This is a genomic window from Rhizobium sp. HT1-10 (genome assembly GCF_049472505.1).
In the GTDB taxonomy this organism is placed as follows: domain Bacteria; phylum Pseudomonadota; class Alphaproteobacteria; order Rhizobiales; family Rhizobiaceae; genus Rhizobium.
In genome coordinates, this window is sequence record NZ_JBCEBQ010000001.1 from 472,634 (window position 1) to 491,876 (window position 19,243).

The 19,243-nt window shown below is 63.0% G+C and carries 20 protein-coding genes and 1 pseudogene; 10 read left to right on the forward strand and 11 right to left on the reverse strand.

All coding sequences use genetic code 11. From position 1 onward, the window contains the following. Nucleotides 1-153 precede the first annotated feature (153 nt). The gene (locus VH564_RS02315) at nt 154-882 is read left to right on the forward strand and encodes a DUF899 domain-containing protein (protein WP_423338207.1); all 729 of its coding nucleotides are present in this window, start codon (nt 154-156) and stop codon (nt 880-882) included. A gap of 296 nt (nt 883-1,178) precedes the next feature. Next, nucleotides 1,179-1,943 carry a VOC family protein gene (locus VH564_RS02320; protein ID WP_423338718.1) on the forward strand — a complete coding sequence of 255 codons (765 nt, stop codon included), beginning with the start codon at nt 1,179-1,181 and terminating at the stop codon, nt 1,941-1,943. Nucleotides 1,944-1,974: 31 nt separating this feature from the next. Here VH564_RS02320 and VH564_RS02325 read toward each other — a convergent pair whose 3' ends face one another. Next, the gene (locus VH564_RS02325; protein WP_423338208.1) at nt 1,975-3,096 is read right to left on the reverse strand and encodes an NADH:flavin oxidoreductase; all 1,122 of its coding nucleotides are present in this window, start codon (nt 3,094-3,096) and stop codon (nt 1,975-1,977) included. A gap of 99 nt (nt 3,097-3,195) precedes the next feature. Here VH564_RS02325 and VH564_RS02330 point away from each other — a divergent pair, with 99 nt between their 5' ends. The 3 genes from VH564_RS02330 (at nt 3,196) to VH564_RS02340 (ending at nt 4,598) form a co-directional block, all read left to right on the forward strand. Beyond that, nucleotides 3,196-3,615 (forward strand): winged helix-turn-helix transcriptional regulator, encoded by a 420-nt coding sequence (locus VH564_RS02330; RefSeq protein ID WP_423338209.1) that lies wholly within the window; start codon nt 3,196-3,198, stop codon nt 3,613-3,615. A gap of 92 nt (nt 3,616-3,707) precedes the next feature. Next, entirely contained in the window at nt 3,708-4,013 is a 306-nt protein-coding gene (locus tag VH564_RS02335; RefSeq protein WP_423338210.1) for an alkylphosphonate utilization protein, read from the forward strand. A gap of 81 nt (nt 4,014-4,094) precedes the next feature. Beyond that, nucleotides 4,095-4,598 carry a hypothetical protein gene (locus VH564_RS02340; protein WP_423338211.1) on the forward strand — a complete coding sequence of 168 codons (504 nt, stop codon included), beginning with the start codon at nt 4,095-4,097 and terminating at the stop codon, nt 4,596-4,598. A 90-nt stretch (nt 4,599-4,688) separates the two neighbouring features. On the opposite strand, the gene VH564_RS02345 is transcribed toward VH564_RS02340, so the two are convergent. Further along, nucleotides 4,689-6,245: a helicase HerA-like C-terminal domain-containing protein gene (locus VH564_RS02345; protein WP_423338212.1), complete on the reverse strand. Its 1,557-nt coding sequence runs from the start codon at nt 6,243-6,245 to the stop codon at nt 4,689-4,691. Nucleotides 6,246-6,458: 213 nt separating this feature from the next. Between VH564_RS02345 and VH564_RS02350 the strand changes: the two genes are divergently transcribed. Next, nucleotides 6,459-6,854, forward strand: coding sequence for a hypothetical protein (locus VH564_RS02350; protein WP_423338213.1), 396 nt, complete (start codon nt 6,459-6,461; stop codon nt 6,852-6,854). A 323-nt stretch (nt 6,855-7,177) separates the two neighbouring features. Here VH564_RS02350 and VH564_RS02355 read toward each other — a convergent pair. From VH564_RS02355 to VH564_RS02380, 6 genes and pseudogenes are all read right to left on the reverse strand, one after another. Then, nucleotides 7,178-7,369, reverse strand: a pseudogene (locus VH564_RS02355) (BrnA antitoxin family protein); the annotation flags it as partial. Between the two features lie 13 nt (nt 7,370-7,382). Further along, complete coding sequence (locus tag VH564_RS02360; protein WP_423338214.1) at nt 7,383-7,661, reverse strand: BrnT family toxin; 279 nt, start codon at nt 7,659-7,661, stop codon at nt 7,383-7,385. 128 nt (nt 7,662-7,789) lie between these two features. Then, nucleotides 7,790-8,563, reverse strand: coding sequence for a trans-aconitate 2-methyltransferase (tam, locus tag VH564_RS02365; RefSeq protein ID WP_423338215.1), 774 nt, complete (start codon nt 8,561-8,563; stop codon nt 7,790-7,792). Nucleotides 8,564-8,620: 57 nt separating this feature from the next. Next, the gene (locus VH564_RS02370; protein WP_423338216.1) at nt 8,621-10,180 is read right to left on the reverse strand and encodes a TerC family protein; all 1,560 of its coding nucleotides are present in this window, start codon (nt 10,178-10,180) and stop codon (nt 8,621-8,623) included. A gap of 479 nt (nt 10,181-10,659) precedes the next feature. After that, nucleotides 10,660-11,112, reverse strand: coding sequence for a cupin domain-containing protein (locus VH564_RS02375; protein ID WP_423338217.1), 453 nt, complete (start codon nt 11,110-11,112; stop codon nt 10,660-10,662). A 337-nt stretch (nt 11,113-11,449) separates the two neighbouring features. Further along, nucleotides 11,450-12,490: a zinc-dependent alcohol dehydrogenase family protein gene (locus tag VH564_RS02380; protein WP_423338218.1), complete on the reverse strand. Its 1,041-nt coding sequence runs from the start codon at nt 12,488-12,490 to the stop codon at nt 11,450-11,452. A gap of 244 nt (nt 12,491-12,734) precedes the next feature. Here VH564_RS02380 and VH564_RS02385 point away from each other — a divergent pair, with 244 nt between their 5' ends. Then, nucleotides 12,735-13,622 carry a branched-chain amino acid aminotransferase gene (locus VH564_RS02385; protein ID WP_423338219.1) on the forward strand — a complete coding sequence of 296 codons (888 nt, stop codon included), beginning with the start codon at nt 12,735-12,737 and terminating at the stop codon, nt 13,620-13,622. Between the two features lie 87 nt (nt 13,623-13,709). Here the strand turns inward: VH564_RS02385 and VH564_RS02390 are convergent, their stop codons facing one another. Both VH564_RS02390 and VH564_RS02395 read right to left on the reverse strand, forming a co-directional pair. Next, complete coding sequence (locus VH564_RS02390; protein WP_423338220.1) at nt 13,710-14,084, reverse strand: VOC family protein; 375 nt, start codon at nt 14,082-14,084, stop codon at nt 13,710-13,712. A 140-nt stretch (nt 14,085-14,224) separates the two neighbouring features. Then, on the reverse strand, nt 14,225-14,458 hold the full coding sequence (locus VH564_RS02395; protein ID WP_423338719.1) for a hypothetical protein: 234 nt from the start codon (nt 14,456-14,458) through the stop codon (nt 14,225-14,227). A 347-nt stretch (nt 14,459-14,805) separates the two neighbouring features. Between VH564_RS02395 and VH564_RS02400 the strand changes: the two genes are divergently transcribed. Further along, complete coding sequence (locus VH564_RS02400) at nt 14,806-16,998, forward strand: methyl-accepting chemotaxis protein (RefSeq protein ID WP_423338221.1); 2,193 nt, start codon at nt 14,806-14,808, stop codon at nt 16,996-16,998. Between the two features lie 30 nt (nt 16,999-17,028). Here VH564_RS02400 and VH564_RS02405 read toward each other — a convergent pair whose 3' ends face one another. After that, nucleotides 17,029-17,397, reverse strand: coding sequence for a hypothetical protein (locus tag VH564_RS02405; RefSeq protein WP_423338222.1), 369 nt, complete (start codon nt 17,395-17,397; stop codon nt 17,029-17,031). A 108-nt stretch (nt 17,398-17,505) separates the two neighbouring features. Here VH564_RS02405 and VH564_RS02410 point away from each other — a divergent pair, with 108 nt between their 5' ends. Together VH564_RS02410 and VH564_RS02415 are read left to right on the forward strand one after the other, a co-directional pair. Then, nucleotides 17,506-18,096 carry a TetR/AcrR family transcriptional regulator gene (locus VH564_RS02410; RefSeq protein ID WP_423338223.1) on the forward strand — a complete coding sequence of 197 codons (591 nt, stop codon included), beginning with the start codon at nt 17,506-17,508 and terminating at the stop codon, nt 18,094-18,096. 172 nt (nt 18,097-18,268) lie between these two features. Next, the gene (locus tag VH564_RS02415; RefSeq protein ID WP_423338224.1) at nt 18,269-19,117 is read left to right on the forward strand and encodes a protein-L-isoaspartate O-methyltransferase family protein; all 849 of its coding nucleotides are present in this window, start codon (nt 18,269-18,271) and stop codon (nt 19,115-19,117) included. Nucleotides 19,118-19,243 lie beyond the last annotated feature (126 nt).

Consider the following 19,243-nt stretch of genomic DNA (forward strand, 5'->3'; position numbering starts at 1 on the left):
CCCTTTCCCATCGGGAGAGGGCTTTTTTCGTTTTGGATCCAGGGCGATAGCGGTTTCTGCGCCCGCTATAATGGTGCCGGTTGAGTTTGATCCACTTTCGGTTATGATCGAGACGGTTCTGAGATTGATGACACGCCGGGGAGGGCGCCGTACATGAATCAGATCGTATCCCGCGACATCTGGCTTGAGGCCAGCCGCGCATTGCTTGCCAGGGAAAAAGAAGCCACCCGCCTGCGCGACAGGCTCAACGCCGAACGACGGGCGCTGCCCTGGGTGAAGGTCGATGCCGCCTACGACTTCGACACGCCCACCGGACGCAAGAGCCTCGGCGACCTGTTCGATGGACGCAGTCAGCTGATCGTCTACCATTTCATGCTCGGGCCAGATTGGGATGCCGGCTGTCCGGGCTGCTCGTTCCTCGCCGACCATCTCGACGGTACGCTCACCCATCTCAATCATCACGATGTGACGCTGGTGGCGGTATCGCGGGCGCCGCTCGAAAAGATCGAAGCCTATCGCCAGCGCATGGGCTGGTATTTCCCCTGGGTCTCGTCGTCGGGCAGCGACTTCAAATTCGATTTCCACGTCTCGTTCCGCGACAGCGACCTTTCGGGGGACAAGATCGACTACAATTTCACCGCCATCGACGCCGCAAACGGAAACGACGAACTGCCAGGGCTGAGCGCCTTCTTCCGCGACGAGGGCGGCACCGTCTACCACACCTATTCCAGCTACGCCCGGGGCCCTGAAGATCTCATCGGCACGCTGATGATCCTCGATCGCGCGCCCAAAGGGCGAAACGAAACATCGACCATGGATTTTGTCCGACGGCACGACGAGTACGAGCAGACGCCGGCGGCGGGTAGCTGCTGCCACGGCTAGACGCTTGAAGCGGACAGCGCTGCATCGATCGCGGGTGCATGCCTGCGGGCTGAATGCCGGTCCTGCAGCAAGACTTTGTACCGACGACCTGGATCAAGGATTGTAATGCCGGCTGCAGCTCGTCTGGGCCGAACGCCCGGTGGGACCCGACAAGCGGGCCGCCTTTCATCCGGGTCACGTGCTTCACACATTTTCATGTTGTACAGATGGAGGATACGACATTGTCTTCAATCGAAATGGATCAGACCACGCTCCGGCCGGAAACGCGCCATGGCGAAAAGAAGCAGTTCCCGCCCATGCAGGGCAGGTTCATCTGGTACGAACTGATGACGACCGACACCGATGCCGCCACGGACTTCTACCGTGGCGGCATCGGCTGGGAGACCCAGGATTCCGGCGTCGTCGGCATGAACTACACCATGTTCACGGTCGCCGGTCGCCCGGTGAGCGGCACCATGGAACTGCCGCAGACGGCCCGCAGCATGGGCATGCCGCCGCAATGGCTCGGCTATATCGCCGTCGACGACGTCGACACCCTGGCGGCTGACATCGTCATCGCCGGCGGTGTCGTCCACCGCGCAGCTGCGGATATTCCGGGCATCGGCCGCTTTGCCATCGTCGGCGATCCCGACGGCGCCACCTTTGCCCTGTTCCAGGCGGACGGCGGCGATCCACCACCGGAAGCGCCGATGGGAACACCCGGCCATATCGGCTGGCGCGAGCTCTACGCCGAGAATGCGGAGGGGGCGTTTGCCTTCTACCGACAAGCGTTCGGCTGGCAGCTTCATCGCGAGATGGACATGAAGGATGGGGGCGTCTACCGGATTTTCGGGCTGGACGGTCAAGACCTCGGCGGCATCATGACCCGGCCCCCGTCGATGCGGTATCCGCTGTGGACCTTCTATTTCAACGTCGATGCCATCGATGCCGCAAGTGAGCGGGTGAGGGCGGCCGGCGGTCAGGTGGTGTTCGGGCCGATGGAAGTGCCCGGCAATATCTGGATCGTCCAGTGCGTCGATCCGCAGGGGGCACTGTTCGCGCTGACGGCGGCAAGGCGATGATTGCCGCCGTCGCGCAGGGACATTCCTTAGACTAGACCAGCTGGCCGAGGTCGGCGGCGTTGAAGTTCTTCAGGGCGGCCGTGTCGCCGGCATGGACCTTGGCGGCCCAGGCGGGGTCGCTGATCAGTGCCCGGCCGACGGCGATGAGGTCGAACTCCTCGCGCTCCATCCGCAGCACGAGATTGGCAAGGCTGGTCGGCGCTGAGCTTTCGCCGCCGAACGCCGCGATGAAGTCGCCTGATAGCCCGACGGAGCCGACGCTGATGGTAGCGGCGCCGGTGAGCTTCTTTGCCCAGCCGGCGAAGTTCAGCCCATTGTCGCCATCGATCTCGGCAAATTCCGGCTCCCAGAAGCGGCGCTGCGAGCAATGCAGCACATCGACGCCGGCCTCGACCAGCGGCACCAGCCAGGCGGCCATTTCATCAGGCGTTTCGGCCAGGCGCGCCTTGTAGTCCTGCTGCTTCCACTGGCTGAGACGCAGGATGATCGGATAGTCCGGCCCGACGGCAGCGCGGATCGCCTTGACCACCTCGACCGGGAAGCGCGAGCGCTCCTGGATCGTCTGGCCGCCGAAGCGGTCGTCTCGGGCATTGGTTAGGCCCCAGAAGAACTGGTCGAGAAGATATCCGTGGGCGCCATGGATCTCCAGCGTGTCGAAGCCCAGGCGCTGGCTGTCGGCCGCGGCCTTTGCGTAGGCGGCGATGGTGTCGGCAATAGTCTCGTCGCTCATCGCCTCGCCGCGCGGGGCGTTCGGCGCCTCCAGGCCCGAGGGGCTCTCGATCGGCGATGGCGGCACCCAGTCGGTCTGGAAACTCTTGACGGCGCCCACGTGCCAGATCTGCGGCCCCATCTTGCCGCCGGCCTTGTGGACGGCCTCGATCACATTGCTCCAGCCGGACAGCGGCGCGTCGCCGTGAAAGAACGGGACGTTCGGATCGTTCTTGGCGGCCGGGCGGTCGATTGCCGTGCCTTCCGAGAGGATCAGCCCGACCTCGTTTTCGGCGCGGCGGCGGTAATAGGCGGTGACGTTGTCGCCCGGCACCCCTTCAGGCGAAAACGAGCGCGTCATCGGCGCCATCACGATGCGGTTTTTCAGATCCAGCGACTTGATGCGGAAGGGTTGGAAGAGGGAGGATACGTCTGTCGAACTCATGGGAGGCTCCGGGTTGATGATATCGCGGATTAGTATATTCTGGATACCTAGTGTCAATAAGGCACTTTCCGGTCACTAGGTTGCCAAGGGGAAACCACCATGTCCGAGCTGCAAGCGCTTCTGCAACGGGTTGCAGAGCCAGGAGAGGCGACGCGCAAGCAGAAGGTCCTGAGCGTGGCCGATTGTCCGCATCGGCTGCTGCTGGAGCAGGTTGCCGACAAATGGTCGGTGCTGCTGATGGCGGCCCTTTGCGATGGGCCGATGCGCTTCAACGAGATCAGGCGCAGCCTCGAGGGCATCACCCAGAAATCCCTGACCCAGAGTCTGCGACGACTGGAACGCAACGGCATCGTCGCCCGGCGCGTCATCGATACGTCGCCGGTCGCCGTCGAATACAGCATCACGCCGCTTGGCCAGTCGCTGAAACAGCCGTTCCAGGCGCTCTACGGCTGGACGGTCGATTACCTGCCCGAGGTCGAGGAGGCCCGCGCCCGGTTCGATGCGAAGAAGGACGGGTGAGGGAGCCCCGCGTCCCGCTATGCGGGGGGCTCTGTTGCGATTGATCGCGCGACTGCTATAAGCGGCAATCTTTTCATCAGGAGTAGATTTCGATGGCAGCCGACGACGACGAATACGTGTATGACGAAGCAACCGGCGATTGGCGCCCGGCCTCGGAGATCAAGGCTGCCGGTGCCGCCGGTGCCGTCGAGGTACGCGACGCCTCCGGTACGGTGCTGAAGGACGGCGATTCCGTGACGCTGATCAAGGACCTCAAGGTCAAGGGCGCCGGCCAGACCCTGAAGCAGGGCACAGTCATCAAGTCGATCCGCCTGACCGACGATCCCGAAGAAATCGATTGCCGCCACGATGCGATCAAGGGCCTCGTGCTGCGCACCGAGTTCGTCCGCAAGCGCTAAACCGCCCGGCTGTCCGCCGCGCTTTCCATGCCGCTGCCGCTGCGGTAGCATGGACTGACGGCGGATGAGCATGATGGCCTGATGTTTATAAACAGTGACGCCCTGGGTGTCTTCTTTGCAATTATCCTGACTGCGACCTTTTTGCTTTTGGTCTTGATGATTACGCATCTGGCGTGGTTGTTCCAAGTACATCAGTCGCCTTACCTGTTCGGGCGCAGTGCATTCGAGCGTTGGCTGCTGCTGATTGTCGCTGCCTGTCTGCCGCTGGTCAGCTTTTACACCGTCAAGGCAATCGGCTGGTGGAAGCGCCGGGACCTATTCGGTCTCAAGTCGCTTCTCATCGTTACGATCGCCATGCTTGTCCTTGTCGTGGCCTCTGGGGTTCGGACGCAATTGCTGCGGCTTCCGCAAGATCGCGACTGGAGCGGGGCGGCCTCTTCGCTCGCGTCGGGCTTCCTGATATTGATGATACCGCAACTCGTGCTGTTCATGTTCGTCGACGTGTTCGGCTTCGGACGGCGCAGCGTCTTCGCCGCTCTGTCGATACTCCCCATTTTGATCCTGTTGCTGGTCCTTATAGCCTGAGCCCGTGCAAGCGCGAACGCCGCAGAGCGGCCGCGCTTTGATCGCGCTCAGAAGTCAGGACCCATTCCGGCTGCGCGGGCCCTGCGATGTCTATCGCTTCAGGCTCCCCAAAATTCCGCGCACCAGCGCCCGGCCGACCTGGGTCGCGACTGTCCGCGCCACGCTTTTGAGCGCCGCCTCCATCACCGTTTCGCGCTGATACCCGGTCCGTCCCGTCGGCTTTTCCTTGGGCGCATCCTTGTCGCCGCCAAAGCCCGGCAGGGTCCAGCGGCCGGAGGCATTGTCGTTGTCGGCGGGCTGGGCCTGCGGATGCTGCTTGGCGGCGTCGCTATCGGCGGCCTTGCTCGCCCGGGCGATCAGGATCTCGTAGGCCGATTCCCGATCGATATCCTGGTCGTACTGGCCGGCAACGGGGCTGTTGGCCATGATCTTCTGGCGCTCAGTATCGGTGATCGGCCCGACGCGACCGGAGGGTGGGCGGATCAGTGTGCGCTCGACGATCGACGGTGCGCCCTTGGCCTCCAGCGTCGAGACCAGCGCCTCGCCGGTGCCAAGCGTGGTGATGACGGTGGCGCAATCGAAATCCGGGTTCGGCCTGAATGTCTCGGCAGCGCTCTGCACCGCCTTCTGCTCGCGTGGTGTATAGGCGCGCAGCGCGTGCTGGACGCGGTTGCCGAGCTGGGCGAGCACGGTATCCGGCACATCGAGCGGGTTCTGGGTGACGAAATAGACGCCGACGCCCTTGGAGCGGATCAGCCGCACCACCTGCTCGACGCGCTGGGTCAGCACTTTCGGCGCATCGTCGAAGAGCAGGTGGGCTTCGTCGAAAAAGAACACCAGCTTCGGCTTCTCCGGGTCACCGATTTCAGGCAGTTCCTCGAACAGCTCCGACAGCAGCCACAGCAGGAAGGTCGCGTAGAGCCGCGGGTTCATCATCAGCTTGTCGGCTGCAAGCACCGAAATCTGGCCATAGCCATTCTGGCTGGTGCGCATGATATCGCTGATCTTCAGCGCCGGCTCGCCGAAGAACTGCTCGGCCCCCTGCTGCTCCAGCACCAGCAAGCCACGCTGGATCGACCCGACCGATGACTTCGAGATCAGACCATACTTGTTCGACAGTTCCGACGCATTCTCCCCCATGTAGTTGAGCAGCGCCTGGAAATCCTTGAGGTCGAGCAGCGGCAATCCGCCCTGGTCGGCGATCTTGAAGGCGATGTTGATCACGCCTTCCTGCGCCTCCGAGGCATCCATCAGCCGCGACAGCAGCAGCGGTCCCATTTCGGCGATTGTGGTGCGGACCCGGTGGCCCTTTTCGCCGTAGAGGTCCCAGAAGATGACGGGGAATTGCTCGAATTCGTAAGGGGAAAGGCCGATCTCCTCGGCCCGCTTCAGGAGAAAGTCCTTCGGCTCGCCGCGCGCCGCGATCCCCGACAGGTCGCCCTTGATGTCGGCGCAGAAGACAGGCACGCCGGCCCGCGAAAAACCTTCTGCCATGACCTGCAGCGACACGGTCTTGCCTGTGCCCGTGGCGCCTGTCACCAGACCGTGCCGGTTGCCGAATTTCAGCTCCAGATATTCCTTGGCGTTGATGCTGTCGTCCGGCTTGCGGCTGGCTCCGAGAAAGATCCGTCCAATGTCCTCAGGCATGCGTCATCTCCCTACGCGGAACGGCGGCCTTGGCGGCCCGCAATTATCGACATTCTGTCCACTTATATGGACGCGTTTCAACCGGAACAACCGTTTGCAGCAACGCCCACGCATTATCCGGGAAAACGACCCTTGCCGTTCCGATCGCCTTGAGTTGCCGATACAAGTCCAATAGCCTGTGAAGATCGAAAATGAGACGGCCAGGAGAGCCCCATGAACGAAGTCGTAGACCAGATCGCTGCCAAGGTCGGCATAGCGCCCGACGTCGCCGAACGTGCCGTTGGCATGATGCTGGGGTTCCTTCAGCGCGAAGCGCCTGACGGTCCAGTGTCGAAGATGATTACCTCCATTCCCGGCGCCTCGGACCTGGTGGCCCAGTTCAATGGCGCCGAAACCGGCGGCGGCGGGCTGCTCGGCGGCCTGATGAGCGCTGTCGGTGCCGGCGGCGGCATCATGGCGCTCGGGCAACAATTGATGAGCGAGGGCCTCGGCATGAGCGAGATCTCGTCGCTCGCCAAGGAAACCATCGCGGTGGCGCGCCAGCATGCCGGTGACGAGGTTGTCGACGAAGTGGTCGGCTCGATCCCCGGGCTCGGCCAGTTCATCTAGTCGACCGGCATCCCGGCATTTGAAATGGAGACGGCCCGGGCATTGCACCGGGCCCAGACTACTGACCAAGGTATTATCTAACAACTCCGCAGGTGACTCTGGAAATTGAGCGGTTGCCAAACTCCCCTCATCCTCGCCCTTGTGGCGGGGATCCAGTCAGCTCAAGTCCTTGAGCTGAAAGAGTCTTTTGGCCCGACAGACGTCGTGCCGCTGGATCCCCGCCACAAGGGCGAGGATGAGGGAGAGTGGGGTGTCGCTCTCGTCAAACAAGCTTCTTCAGGGTTTGCGGCAGTCTGAGCCGGGGCATTGCCCCGGGCTGTCGCCTACCGTCGGTCAAGCCATTCGCGCAGGGCCGCGTTGATCCGCGACTGCCAGCCGGGACCATCGCTGCGGAAACGCTCGATGATGTCGGCGTCCAGCCGGATCGTCGTCGATGTCTTCGGCGCGTCGATCAGCGGCCGACCGCGCCTGACGGGCACGCTCCTGAACTTCTCTATCCACTCAGGCGTGGACAGGTCAGGGGCATCGTCAGGGTCCTGCCATTCTTGCTCTATAGATTTTTCGCTCTCGGTCATTGGCCTTCCTCATGCTGATGATCCGCTCATGACCGTCGCGTGGCGTCCACACGACGATCACCATTCTCCCGTCGAGCCAGCCAACCGTGATGAACCGTTGTTCGCCGTAGTCGGCACGATCATCCTCCCTTGTCAGCGTTTCGCCGTCAAAAACTTCGCCGCATCGGGCGAAATCGACGCCGCGATCCGCAAGCGCCCTGTCTCTCTTCGCCGGGTCGAAGATGATCGCCATTTATTGTTACTACAAAAAATAAAAGTTACAATATCCAATTATGGCAACCTTAGCGAGTATCTCAAGGGAAGTCCACGCCCGGAATCTCGGAGAGTTCCGCTGGATTGGACTCGCGGAGACCCGTCCGGCTAGAGCGGCTTGACGGCGATCATGAACAGCCGGGGGAAGCGCAGCAGAACCTTTCCGTCGGCAAGCGGCGGATAGGCATTGGCGATGCGGGCGAGGTAATCGGCAAGGAAGGCGTCGCGGTTGGTGTCACCGGCCGCGTCCAGATAGGGGCGCAGGCCCGTGCCCTTCACCCATTCGACGATGGCCTCGGCATTGGCCATCGGGTGATTGTAGATGCTGTGCCAGATATCGATCCGCGCCGCCTTGGCGATCAGGCGGTCGTAGTAGATGGAGGGATCGGCGAGCGGCTTGCGGCGGACGCTCTTTGCCTCGAATGCCGCGCGCCAAGGGCCGGCCATGGCCGTCTCTTCCATCAACAGGTGGGTCGGTTCGTTGAGATTGTCCGGCATCTGCACGGCCAGCACGCCGCCGGGAGACAGCCGGTCCATCAGCCGCTCGAGGATGTCGAGATGGTTCGGAAGCCACTGGAAGACGGCATTGGCAAAGAGCAGGTCGGCCAGCTCGCTCGGCTGCCAGCTGGCAATATCCGCCTGGACGAATGAGGTCCCCGGCATGCGCCGCCGCGCGCTTTCCAGCATGTCGGGATCGCTGTCGAGGCCGGAAACCCCTGCCGCCCCATAGCGCTCGGCGATGAGTTCGGTAGAATTGCCAGGACCGCAGCCAAGATCGACGGCGCGCGAGATCGCTTGCAACGGCACCTGGGCGAGCAGGTCGCGCGCCGGGCGCGTCCGCTCATCCTCGAATTTCACATACTGTGTAGCCGACCATGCCATGCGACGTCTCCCTGTGATGCCGCATCCATCGGCGCCTTCCGGGACACCGGCATGACGTCACGCCGGCACGCGGCTTCGTCTGATCCTGATCTTGGCGATATTGCGACCCTCGAGCTTCACGATTTCGAAATCGAGGTCGTCCGCCAGCAGGGTTTCCCCCTCCTGCGGCAGATGGCCGAGGCGCCAGAGAATGAAGCCGGCCAGTGTCGAATAGCGGTCGTTCTCGTCGACCAGGTCGGCATCGACAAGCTTCGACGCCTGGCGGATATCGATCCAGCCGTCGACGGTCAGCGATCCGTCGTCACCCCGCTCGATTGTCAGCTTTTCGTCGTCCTCGTCGGGAAATTCACCGGCGATGGCCTCGAGCAGGTCGGTGGTCGTCACCATGCCTTCGATCTCGCCGTACTCGTCGAGAATGACGGCGATCGCCTGGTTCGACTGGCGCAGCTGCTCCATCAGCTTCAGCGCGGTAATGCTCTCGTGCACGACAAGCGGCTGGCGGATGGACCGCGCGAGATCGATGACGCCGTCCTTCAGGATATCGCGCAACAGATCGCGGGCACTGGCGATGCCGATGAAGTTGTCGAGGCTGCCACGCGCGACCGGGAAGCGCGAATGGCCGACGTCGAGGATCAGTTGCTGCAGTTCAGCTGGCGGCTTGTCGAGGTCGAGCCAGTCGATGTCGATGCGCGGCGTCATGATCGAGCGGGCGGAGCGGTCGGCGAGCGTCAGCACGCCCTGGATCATGTCCTTCTCCTCGCTCGAGAATACCTCTGCCTCGGCCGACTGCTCGGCGATCAGGTCGGTGGTTTGGCCGAGCGTGCCCTGCGAGCGCTTGCCGCCGAGGAGACCAAGCACCGCGTCGGCGGTGCGTTCGCGGATGTTGCTCGGCGTGATCAACCGCTCCTTGCTGTGGCGCGCCAGCTGGTTCAGGGCCTCGATGACGACGGAGAAGCCGATCGCCGCATAGAGATAGCCCTTCGGGATATGGATGCCGAAGCCCTCGATGATCAGCGAGAAGCCGATCATCATCAGGAAGCCGAGGCAGAGGATGACGACGGTCGGATGCTTGGCGACGAACTGCGTCAGCGGCTTCGACAAGACGAGCATGAAGCCGACGGCGATGATCACGGCGATCATCATGACCGCCAGATCCTGCACCATGCCGACGGCGGTAATGACGCTGTCGAGCGAGAAGATCGCATCGAGCACGACGATCTGCACGATCACCTGCCAGAAGACGGCGTGTACGAGCTTCTTTTCCTTCTCGTCCTCGTGCCCCTCCAGCCGCTCGTGCAGTTCCATCGTTCCCTTGAACAGCAGGAACACGCCGCCGATGATGAGGATGATATCGCGCCCGGAAAAGCCGAAGTTGAGGATCGAAAACAGCGGCGTCGTCAGCGTCACGATCCAGGCGATCGAGGCGAGCAGCCCGAGGCGGATGGCAAGCGCCAGTCCAAGGCCGATGCGGCGGGCCGCATCACGCTGATGCGGCGGCAGCTTGTCGGCAAGGATGGCGATGAAAACGAGGTTGTCGATGCCAAGGACGATCTCGAGAACGATCAGGGTGGCAAGACCGACCCAGACGGAAGGGTCGGAAATCCAGTCGAAAATCATAGCTCGGTGCTGGCGGCCGCGGTCATTGCAGACCGGCCACTCCCCTGTTGATGGTTTGGATGGGATGGAGTTGCCGAGAAGGCCGGCGCGCGCCGGGTTTTCCGCATCGGACGTCTGTCGGATGCTGTGGTCTCGGCTAAGGCGTGATGGTTCCCAGGGTAACTGGGTCTACAATGGTCGCCGCCATCGTCTGCCGGCATATCGCGCTCGGCATGGGGCAGGCTGGTACTGGACGGGTCGCTCTCGGGCATGGCTGCAATTTGGCGGTCGAGCGGCCTTTTGGCAAGGGGCCGCAGCGCAAAAGCTTGGGACAGAGCCATTGCACCAGGCCGAAAAGCGCCCGGCGTAGGTATTTCGCAGACGGGAAAAGCAATGCGGAGGGAAGGGCAGGCTCTTCGATCATAAAGCCGGTCGATGCAATGAGGGCAGCACATCCCACGGACGGCTGCCCTCATGTTCAAAACAATCCAGCTGGCCGGTTAGGCAGCGAGGATGTGGATTCCATGGGCTTCGGCCGCGTCGACGAAATGTTCGGCTTCCGCCTTGGTCTCGCTCTCGGAACCGATATCGGCGACTTCGAAGTAGGTGGCCATGTCCTTGTCGATGACGGCGGCAAATACGACAGCCTCGGGACTGCTATTGCGGTAGCCATGCGGAACGTTGCCGGGAATCGAGATGATGTCACCGGCCTGGGCTTCGGTTTCGACGATGCCGGCGTCGGTCATCCGCTGGACGGTCAGGGTGCCCTCCAGGATGCGGAAGACTTCCGGGCTGGCATGGCTGTGCAACGGCGTGCCGCCGCCGGCCGCAACCGTGACGTCGAAGATGTTGAGCCAGGTACCTTCGAGGCGGGCCTGGCGCTGGACGTGGTCGCCAAGCACGAAGAGCGGCTTGGCCGTGGCTGCCGCATCGGCAGGGGATGAGTTGGACATGATGTCGCTTTCTTGTTTTTCTTCTTGAGGACGCGTCCGTTAAACCCTTCGCTCCGCCTTGGCAACCGCGCGGCCATGGTCATACGGACGGTCTGCCCTGCGTCGCTTTCACGGGTCGGAACCCGCAACTGAAGTCATTGGCTCTCGCCCCGGCGCTCTGCCATCTTTGGCAAGCACGCCGCTCGAAAACGCTTAGGCCCTTGTTGCCTATCGCTATCATGGCCCCCAAGACCGGCGTGTGACAGTAAACCATCAGGCGCGAACCAGAGCCGCCCTGCCACCACCCATCGACATCAGACAGTGGCGAAAACGCCTTTTCTTGACAGGGCAGCGATCCTCAAAACCGCGTGATCACGCTGATGCCGAGCCCTTCGGCTCGATCCAGCGTCGTTAACAGCGGGATGGCTTCCTCAAGGCTGACATGGCGCTGGATCAGCTTTTGCGGCGCGATCTTGCCGGCCGACAGCATGGCGAGCATGGCGTCGTATCGCCAGGCCTGCATGCCGTGGCTGCCGTAGATCTCGAGTTCCTGGCTGATCACCTGGGCCATCGGTATCTGCGGCGTCGCATGCTGGCCGAGCATCAGCCCGACCTGCACATGCCGGCCGCGACGACGCAGGTTCCGGATGGAGTTGAAGCAGGTGGTGGGGTGGCCGAGCGCGTCGATGGAGACATGCGCGCCACCGCCGGTGATCTCGCGGACCGCCTCGGCGACATCCGCGACCGTGCTGGCGTTGATCGTTGCCACGGCACCGCATTCCCGCGCAAAGGCCAGTTTCTCGTCCGAGAGGTCGATGGCGATGGCATTGGCGCCCAAAGCCGTTGCGATCATGATCGCCGACAGGCCGACGCCGCCGCAGCCATGCACGGCGATCCATTCGCCCGGCTTGGTCTTTGCCTGGTCCGTGACGGCGCGGAAGGAGGTCGCAAAGCGGCAGCCGAGGCTCGCCGCCGTCGTGTCCTCGATCGTCTCGGGCAGGTGTACCAGATTGGTATCGGCGTAATCGATGGCCACATATTCGGCGAAGGAGCCCCAATGGGTAAAGCCGGGTTGGAACTGGTTGGCGCAAACCTGCTGGTTGCCGGAGTGGCACTCGCCGCAATGGCCGCAGCCGGACACGAAGGGCACGGTAACGCGGTCGCCGATCTTGAAACGGACGACCCCACGTCCTGTCGCCACCACCTTGCCGGCCAGCTCGTGGCCCGGAACATGGGGGAGGGCAATGTCCGGATCGTGCCCCATCCAGCCATGCCAGTCGCTACGGCACAGCCCGCTGGCACCGACGGCGATGACGACACCATCTTCCGTCGGCGTCGGGTCGGGCAGGGTGCGGATTTCTGGCGTCGTTTCGAAGGCTTCGTAGTACATGGCGCGCATGGGTGTACCGGTCCTGTGGTCTGTCGTGCTGGAATCATGATGGCATGCCGACGCCAAGGCTGCCACCGTCCGGCCGATCATATTTGCTGATGCTTCAATTCACGCGGCATATGATCCGCGCAGGATAATTGCGCAGCGGGCGCCCGCATGCGTGCTTTGTTGCGAACGGCGCGCCTCTGCAAATTCCTCTTGATTCCCGACCGCCACCGGGTCTTGTCTTTTCACCGCACTAAAGGAGACAATCATGGCCGTCGATACATCGCCACGCTCTTACACCTGGACCTATGTGGACGGTGAATGGCTGCCGGGCAATCCGCCGCTGATCGGGCCGACCTCGCATGCCATGTGGCTGGCCTCGACCGTGTTCGACGGCGCCCGCTGGTTCGACGGGATAGCCCCCGATCTCGACCTGCATTGCCAGCGGGTCAACAGATCGGCCGTGGCCATGGGTCTGAAGGCGACAAAGACGGCTGACGAGATCGAGGCTTTGGCGCTCGAGGGCGTCAGGAAATTCGACGGCACGTCGGCGCTCTACATCAAGCCGATGTATTGGGGCGAACACGGCATGCCGACCAGCGTCGTTACCGTCGATCCCGAATCGACCCGCTTCGCGCTCTGCCTGTTCGAGGCGCCGATGAACAATGCGAGGCCATCGTCGCTGACGGTCTCTCCCTACCGCCGCCCGACGCCGGAAACGGCGATGACCGATGCCAAGACCGGCTCTCTCTATCCGAACAGCGGCCGCATGATCGCCGAGGCGCGCAGCCGCGGTTTCGACAATGCGCTTGCCCGTGACATGAACGGCAATGTCGCCGAGACGGCATCCTCGAATGTCTTCATGGTCAAGGACGGCGCGGTGTTCACACCGATTGCCAACCGCACCTTCCTCGCCGGCATCACCCGCGCCCGCATCATCGGCCTCCTGCGGCAGGCGGGCTTCGACGTCCACGAGGCGACGCTATCGGTGGAGGACTTCATGGCCGCCGACGAGATCTTCACCAGCGGCAACTATTCCAAGATAGTCGGCGTAAACCGTCTGGACGATCGGGACTTCGGCGACGCTCCTGTCACCCGCAAGGCGCTGGAGATCTACCTGGACTGGGCCCACTCGCGCAAAGCCAGCGACGAGTAGAGGGGGCGGCAGGTCGGAGGTGAGGCGGATTGAGCGGCAGGGCGCTCGCCGACCGGCGAACGCGTGCAGATGTGGATGACGCTGATCTTACCGTGTCGGCTGAGACCGGGCCGTAAGCTTGTTTCCGTCGGGATCGCGAAGATAGGCGACGAAGGATCCGTTGGGGCGCTCTGATGGCGGGCTCTCGATCGCCGTGCCACCATACGTGGTGCCGGCCTCGTGCCACGCCTGAACATGCTCGCGGCTTGCTGCGGCGATACCGATTGTACCGCCGTTGGCCGACGTTGCCGGCTTGCCGTCGATCGGCCTTGTGATCATCAGGCGACCGCCGTCATGGGCGTAGATCATCCTGCCCCTTTCATCCATCTCGCCGGGCTTGCCGCCCAGCGCTGCGAAGGTGGCGTCGTAAAAGGCTCTCGCCCGCTCAAGGTCGTTGCTGCCGATCATCACGTGGGTGAACATGGCTCATCTCCTTCAGGGTATCCAACAGCCCCGGTCAGGGGCGCTCGGTCAGGCCTGGGTCAAAGAAAATTAATGGCTTCGTGCTCGACACGCAATCCGGTCGACCCTTGCGTTACGGTCTTGCTGATCGCCCGACCCGCTCAAGCCGCAAACGTCACCGTCACGCCGCGCTGGCGGAAATAGGCCTGCATCAGCTTCCTGCCGGAGCGATTGCTGTGCACGAGCTTGGTCGGGTCGAACACAGCCTCTTTCACGCCGGCCTGCGCCAAGGCAGCCTTGAGATTGGCGATATGCGTGTCGATGTCGGCATTGTCCGCGTGGAGCGATTCATAAATGCGGTTTGTTGCTTCGGCTACGGTCAGTTCGCTCACGATCACGCTCCTGTTGTGGTTTGGCTGGCGGATACCGCATTTTGCGGCCCCGTCCTATCGTGGGAAAGACTGTTCAAGTCAACGGGTGATGATGGGAGCAGGCTGCCTCCGCCCCTTGGGTGGTGTCATCGTCCAACGAGCCCAACTGCCCTCTCTATATAGGAATGTTCAAGATGCCGGGCAGCTGCAGCGCGTCCTCTTGACCGGCACCGCCACCCTGAAGGGGCGTCAGCAGACGGGTCACAGCAACCGGATCGGCCATCACAAAACTGACGTTAGCTTAGTAAATCCTTTATTAAGCATATGCAAATTACCTTAAGTTGAGTCGGCGGTGCTCGATGGAGGGAATGATGCTGTCTTGGCTTCGGGGTCCGCTGGCGACGGTCGTGGCAATCATGTGCGCGGTGGCTGTCAGCGCCGCGATTGCTTATGCTGTGTCCGTCAAGGTCGGGGAAGACAGGGACGCGGCATTGCGAGCTTATCTCACGGACGCCCGTGACGAAACCGAACTCGCGGCCAAGGCGGTCGCTGCCTCATTCGACCAGATCTATCAGAACCTGCGGACGATCAGCCTGCTGGCCAGTGTCCGGCGAATTGATCGGCATGCAGAGAACCTGCCGGTCGAGGGGCGCCAGGCGGTGCAGCAGATTTTCAATAATCTTGCCGACAATGTCGCGGTATCCGAAATCTACGTCGTGCCGGCCGATCTTGACCCGGAAAAGATCGATCCGAAGACCGGTGAGAAAGAAGCGCCGATCCTGATGATCGACAAGATCCGCATGGGCCTCCAGACGGAGGTCGAGGAGGAGCCGGTCGATCCGGCGGCGCCGGAGGCCGTCGAGATCTACGAATACCGGGCGCTGCAGGCGCAGATGGCCAAGCTCCGGACGATCGCGCCGAAGCTGGTTGCCAGCACGGAATCCGAAATCCCCTTCTTTTCCATCGGCTCGCTGATCACCTGCGACAACCACGTCTACGAAAAGACCCATGAGGACGCCGATCGCCGCGGCCCGATCTACTCCGTGCCCTTCTACGGCGAGGACGGCTTGCTGAAGGGCACGATCAGCGCGATCATGCTCGACAGCGCGATCCGGGGCCTCCTGCCGGAAACGGATGCGGCCCTCATCGATACCGCCAGCCACGGGCTGTTCCTCGCGACCAAGAAAGGCCAGCAATCGCAGTCGATGGAGAGCGTTGCAAATGCCGTGCCGGATGCCACGCTCATCTATTCCGAAGTCTTGACGGTGCCGACCAAGGACCCGGCCCGGCAGTTTCGGCTGTGGGCCGGCCGGCCGAGGGCGGAGTTTCTCGGCAGCGACGCAGTCAGGCAGATCGATACCTTCCAGCGGTTGGGCTATCTCTTTGCCGTCGCCACCGGCATGCTGATATTGGGCGCCTGGGCCCTGCTGCGCCGTTCCCTCAACAAGGCCAAGGCGGATGCCACCCTCGCTTTCAGCCTGGCGGAGAGGAACAAGGAAATCCTAGCCCTGGAGGCCAGCCAGACGACGGTGCGCGAGGCCGCCGAACACGATCGAAGGCTCGCCGATCAGCAACTGGCGGCCGATGCCGCCCGTATCGCGGCCGAGCAGAAGCAGATCGTCGCCGGCATTGCCGCCGGGCTCAACCTTCTGGCCGAAGGCGATCTCACCGTGCGCCTGAACGAGCCCTATCCACCCGCCTACGAGCAACTGAGAGAGGACTTCAACCGCGCTGTCGAGAAGCTGCAGCACAGCATGGCCAAGGTGACGCGGTCGGTGCATGTCATTCGCGGCGGTGGCGCGGCGATGAGCAATGCGGCTGACAATCTCGCCCAGCGCAACGAACACCAGGCCGCCAGCCTCGAGCAGACCGCAGCAGCCCTCAGCGAAATCACCAGCACCGTGCGCAACACCGCAGACGGGGCCCACCACGCGCACAAGGTCGTGGAAATGGCCAAGATGGATGCGGAACGCTCCGGCGTCATCGTTCGCCAGACCATCGAAGCGATGGAAGACATCGAACAGGCTTCGGCCAAGATCAACCAGATCATCGGCGTGATCGACGCCATCGCCTTCCAGACCAACCTCCTGGCGCTGAATGCCGGCGTCGAGGCCGCGCGCGCCGGTGATGCCGGCAAGGGCTTTGCAGTGGTGGCCGCCGAAGTGCGCGGTCTTGCCCAGCGCACGGCCGATGCCGCGCGGCAAATCAAGGATCTGGTGACGAATTCTCACGCGCAGGTCGAAAAAGGCGTGGCGCTGGTCGGCAACAGCGGCCAGGTGCTGGATGAGATCGCGGGAAGGGTCTCGGAGATCAACGACATCGTCGCAACCATCACCGCCTCGGCCCAGTCGCAGGCGGATTCGCTCAACCAGGTCAACATCGCCATCGGCGACATGGACCAGCTGACCCAGAAGAACGCCGCCATGGCAGAGGAAACGACGGCGGAAAGCCATGGGCTCTCCAACGAGGCGGAGCAGCTGGCAACACTGATTTCGATGTTCAGGATCGAGCCCGTTGAGCAGGGGTCCCGGAGAGCCCAGACCCGCGCTCAATTCGCCGCCTGACAGGCGAGGATGGGGAGGCGGCCCGAGAGGTCAGGCGGTGCGACCCTCCGGCGGGCCGACCGTTCTGCCTTTCGTGCGCCAGAGCTCGTGCACCTCAGACCAATCCGGCACGCGTTCCGCGTAGTAGCCGAGTGTCTTGCCTGTTGCGATCGAGCCGAAGGCCTTCATCGCCTGCAAATGGGCGCCGGCGACGAGGTAGCGGCGCATGGCTGCTTCATCGGTCCAGACTGTCAGGGTGTGGTGGACGCGGTTGATCTGGCGCGCATCGGTCGAGATGTTGCCCTTGGCCTGTCGCGCCTGCATCATCGACCGGATGGCGAGCCACCAGAACCGGACCGTATGGCGCCGGGCCTTCAGCTGGAGGCCTGTGATCGACACATAAACAGTCGGCTCGCTCATTTTCGCTTCCTCCAGCGGTCACGACCCGCAATCTTTACACCGTAAAGATATCTGGCATTCGATCATGCCTCTCGTCAAGCGCAATCTTGTCAGTGTAAGGATTGGTTCATGACGCAGACATATCACCATGGCGCGCTGCGGCCGGCTTTGCTCGCTGCCGCCGAAGCCATTCTCGATCGCGATGGCATCGGCGGCCTGACGCTCCGGGCGGCGGCGCGGGAGGCGGGGGTTTCGCACGCCGCGCCTTCCCATCACTTCGGCGATATCACCGGCTTGCTGACCGAGCTGGCGGCATCCGGCTTCGTCCGCCTGCGCACGGCGCTGGAAGGGGAACTGGCCGAGCCGCACCCGCGCAAGCGCGTGCAGGCCTTGGCCCGTGGCTATGTGCGCTTTGCGCGGGACCATCCGGGCGTGTTCCTGCTGATGTTCCGGTCCGAGCGCTTGGACTGGTCGTCGCCGGTGCTGTCCTCGGCCGGTGCCGCCGCTTATGCTCTTTTGAACGAAGGGATGCCCGAACCTGTCGCATCAGTCGATCCGACTGGGTTCCAGACCCTGGTCATGGCCAGCACCCGTTGGTCGCTGATGCACGGCCTGGCGACCCTCCTGGTCGACGGCAGGCTGTGCGCGATGGTGGAGATTTCGGATGCCGATCTCGAACGCCTGATCGAGGAGGTCATCGCCCGGGGCATCGTCGGCTGACAAGCGCCCTGAAGGATGAACAGCCGGAGCAAGCATCGTCGCCGTTGTGCGAACGCCTCTTGAAAGGCATGATGGGCTGGTGGCGACGTCGATGCCCGTGCATGCGGTCTGCGGACGGCAGGGCAAGAACTCAAATCGGCGGCGTGTCGACCGACTTGGCATGGAGGAGCGCATGAAAAGCAATCGTGCCAGCCTGGAAGAAATCCGCGGCTTTTTTGCCAAGCGCATGGCGGCCGTCAGCAAGTCGCGGGATCCCCGCCTGGAGCGCATTTTCGAACTCGTGCCGCGCGAAGCCTTTCTCGGTCCCGGCCCGTGGCAGGTCTGGGTTCGCGATCGGAACTACCTGGAAACACCGAGCGCCGATCCTGTCTATCTCTACGAAAACAGTCTCGTCGCGCTCGACGGCGCCAAGGGCATCAACAATGGCGAGCCCTTTCTGCATGCGGCCTGGATCGGCGCCGTGTCGCCACAACGCGGAGAGATGATTACCCACATCGGGGCCGGCACCGGCTACTATACCGCGATCCTCTCGCTGCTGGCGTTGCCGGGCGGCAGGGTGACAGCCTTCGAGCTCGACGCGCAACTGGCGGAGAGGGCGCGCCACAATCTGAGGCCCTTCGAGAGCGTCGAGGTGGTCAACGCCGATGCTACTCGCGCTTCCTTGACCGCCTCCGACATCGTCTATGTCAGCGCCGGTGTCTCGGCACCGCCGGTCGGATGGCTGAAGGCACTGAAGCCGGGCGGACGGCTGATCTTTCCCTGGCGGCCGAGCGAGGAGATCGGCTTGACGCTTCTGGTGCGTGCCGAGGCCACGGGTTTCAGCGTCGAGCCGCTTGCCCCCTCCTGGTTCATTCCCTGCATCGGCGCATCCCGTGAGATTGTAGCCTCATGGGTGCCAAAGACCCCGGCGGAGGCGCGCTCCATCCGCTCGCTCCGAACGACCGCGACGACACCGCCCGACGAGACCGCCATAGCCGTCTATCCTGAGGTCTGGTTTTCAAGTCAGCCGCTGGAAAGGTGAGGCGGCGCGTCGAATAAACCACCGGTAGAGACCCGAACATGCTAGGGTGACGCGAATTCCACGTTCCGCTTGCTGCAAGCGGCTTTCCGGATGGCATGGAGAACAGGCGACAATGCCTGGTCCCGG

Excerpts from the sequence above, each read along its gene's own strand:
- VH564_RS02370 (WP_423338216.1), bottom strand. The coding sequence starts at position 10,180 with ATGATTTTCGACTGGATTTCCGACCCTTCCGTCTGGGTCGGTCTTGCC.
- VH564_RS02415 (WP_423338224.1), top strand. The coding sequence starts at position 18,269 with ATGAAAAGCAATCGTGCCAGCCTGGAAGAAATCCGCGGCTTTTTTGCC.
- VH564_RS02325 (WP_423338208.1), bottom strand. The coding sequence starts at position 3,096 with ATGAGTTCGACAGACGTATCCTCCCTCTTCCAACCCTTCCGCATCAAG.
- VH564_RS02360 (WP_423338214.1), bottom strand. The coding sequence starts at position 7,661 with ATGGCGATCATCTTCGACCCGGCGAAGAGAGACAGGGCGCTTGCGGAT.
- VH564_RS02350 (WP_423338213.1), top strand. The coding sequence starts at position 6,459 with ATGAACGAAGTCGTAGACCAGATCGCTGCCAAGGTCGGCATAGCGCCC.
- VH564_RS02320 (WP_423338718.1), top strand. The coding sequence starts at position 1,179 with ATGCAGGGCAGGTTCATCTGGTACGAACTGATGACGACCGACACCGAT.
- VH564_RS02335 (WP_423338210.1), top strand. The coding sequence starts at position 3,708 with ATGGCAGCCGACGACGACGAATACGTGTATGACGAAGCAACCGGCGAT.
- VH564_RS02380 (WP_423338218.1), bottom strand. The coding sequence starts at position 12,490 with ATGCGCGCCATGTACTACGAAGCCTTCGAAACGACGCCAGAAATCCGC.
- VH564_RS02385 (WP_423338219.1), top strand. The coding sequence starts at position 12,735 with ATGGCCGTCGATACATCGCCACGCTCTTACACCTGGACCTATGTGGAC.
- VH564_RS02330 (WP_423338209.1), top strand. The coding sequence starts at position 3,196 with ATGTCCGAGCTGCAAGCGCTTCTGCAACGGGTTGCAGAGCCAGGAGAG.
- VH564_RS02345 (WP_423338212.1), bottom strand. The coding sequence starts at position 6,245 with ATGCCTGAGGACATTGGACGGATCTTTCTCGGAGCCAGCCGCAAGCCG.
- VH564_RS02410 (WP_423338223.1), top strand. The coding sequence starts at position 17,506 with ATGACGCAGACATATCACCATGGCGCGCTGCGGCCGGCTTTGCTCGCT.
- VH564_RS02315 (WP_423338207.1), top strand. The coding sequence starts at position 154 with ATGAATCAGATCGTATCCCGCGACATCTGGCTTGAGGCCAGCCGCGCA.
- VH564_RS02375 (WP_423338217.1), bottom strand. The coding sequence starts at position 11,112 with ATGTCCAACTCATCCCCTGCCGATGCGGCAGCCACGGCCAAGCCGCTC.
- VH564_RS02340 (WP_423338211.1), top strand. The coding sequence starts at position 4,095 with ATGTTTATAAACAGTGACGCCCTGGGTGTCTTCTTTGCAATTATCCTG.
- VH564_RS02390 (WP_423338220.1), bottom strand. The coding sequence starts at position 14,084 with ATGTTCACCCACGTGATGATCGGCAGCAACGACCTTGAGCGGGCGAGA.
- VH564_RS02405 (WP_423338222.1), bottom strand. The coding sequence starts at position 17,397 with ATGAGCGAGCCGACTGTTTATGTGTCGATCACAGGCCTCCAGCTGAAG.
- VH564_RS02400 (WP_423338221.1), top strand. The coding sequence starts at position 14,806 with ATGCTGTCTTGGCTTCGGGGTCCGCTGGCGACGGTCGTGGCAATCATG.
- tam (WP_423338215.1), bottom strand. The coding sequence starts at position 8,563 with ATGGCATGGTCGGCTACACAGTATGTGAAATTCGAGGATGAGCGGACG.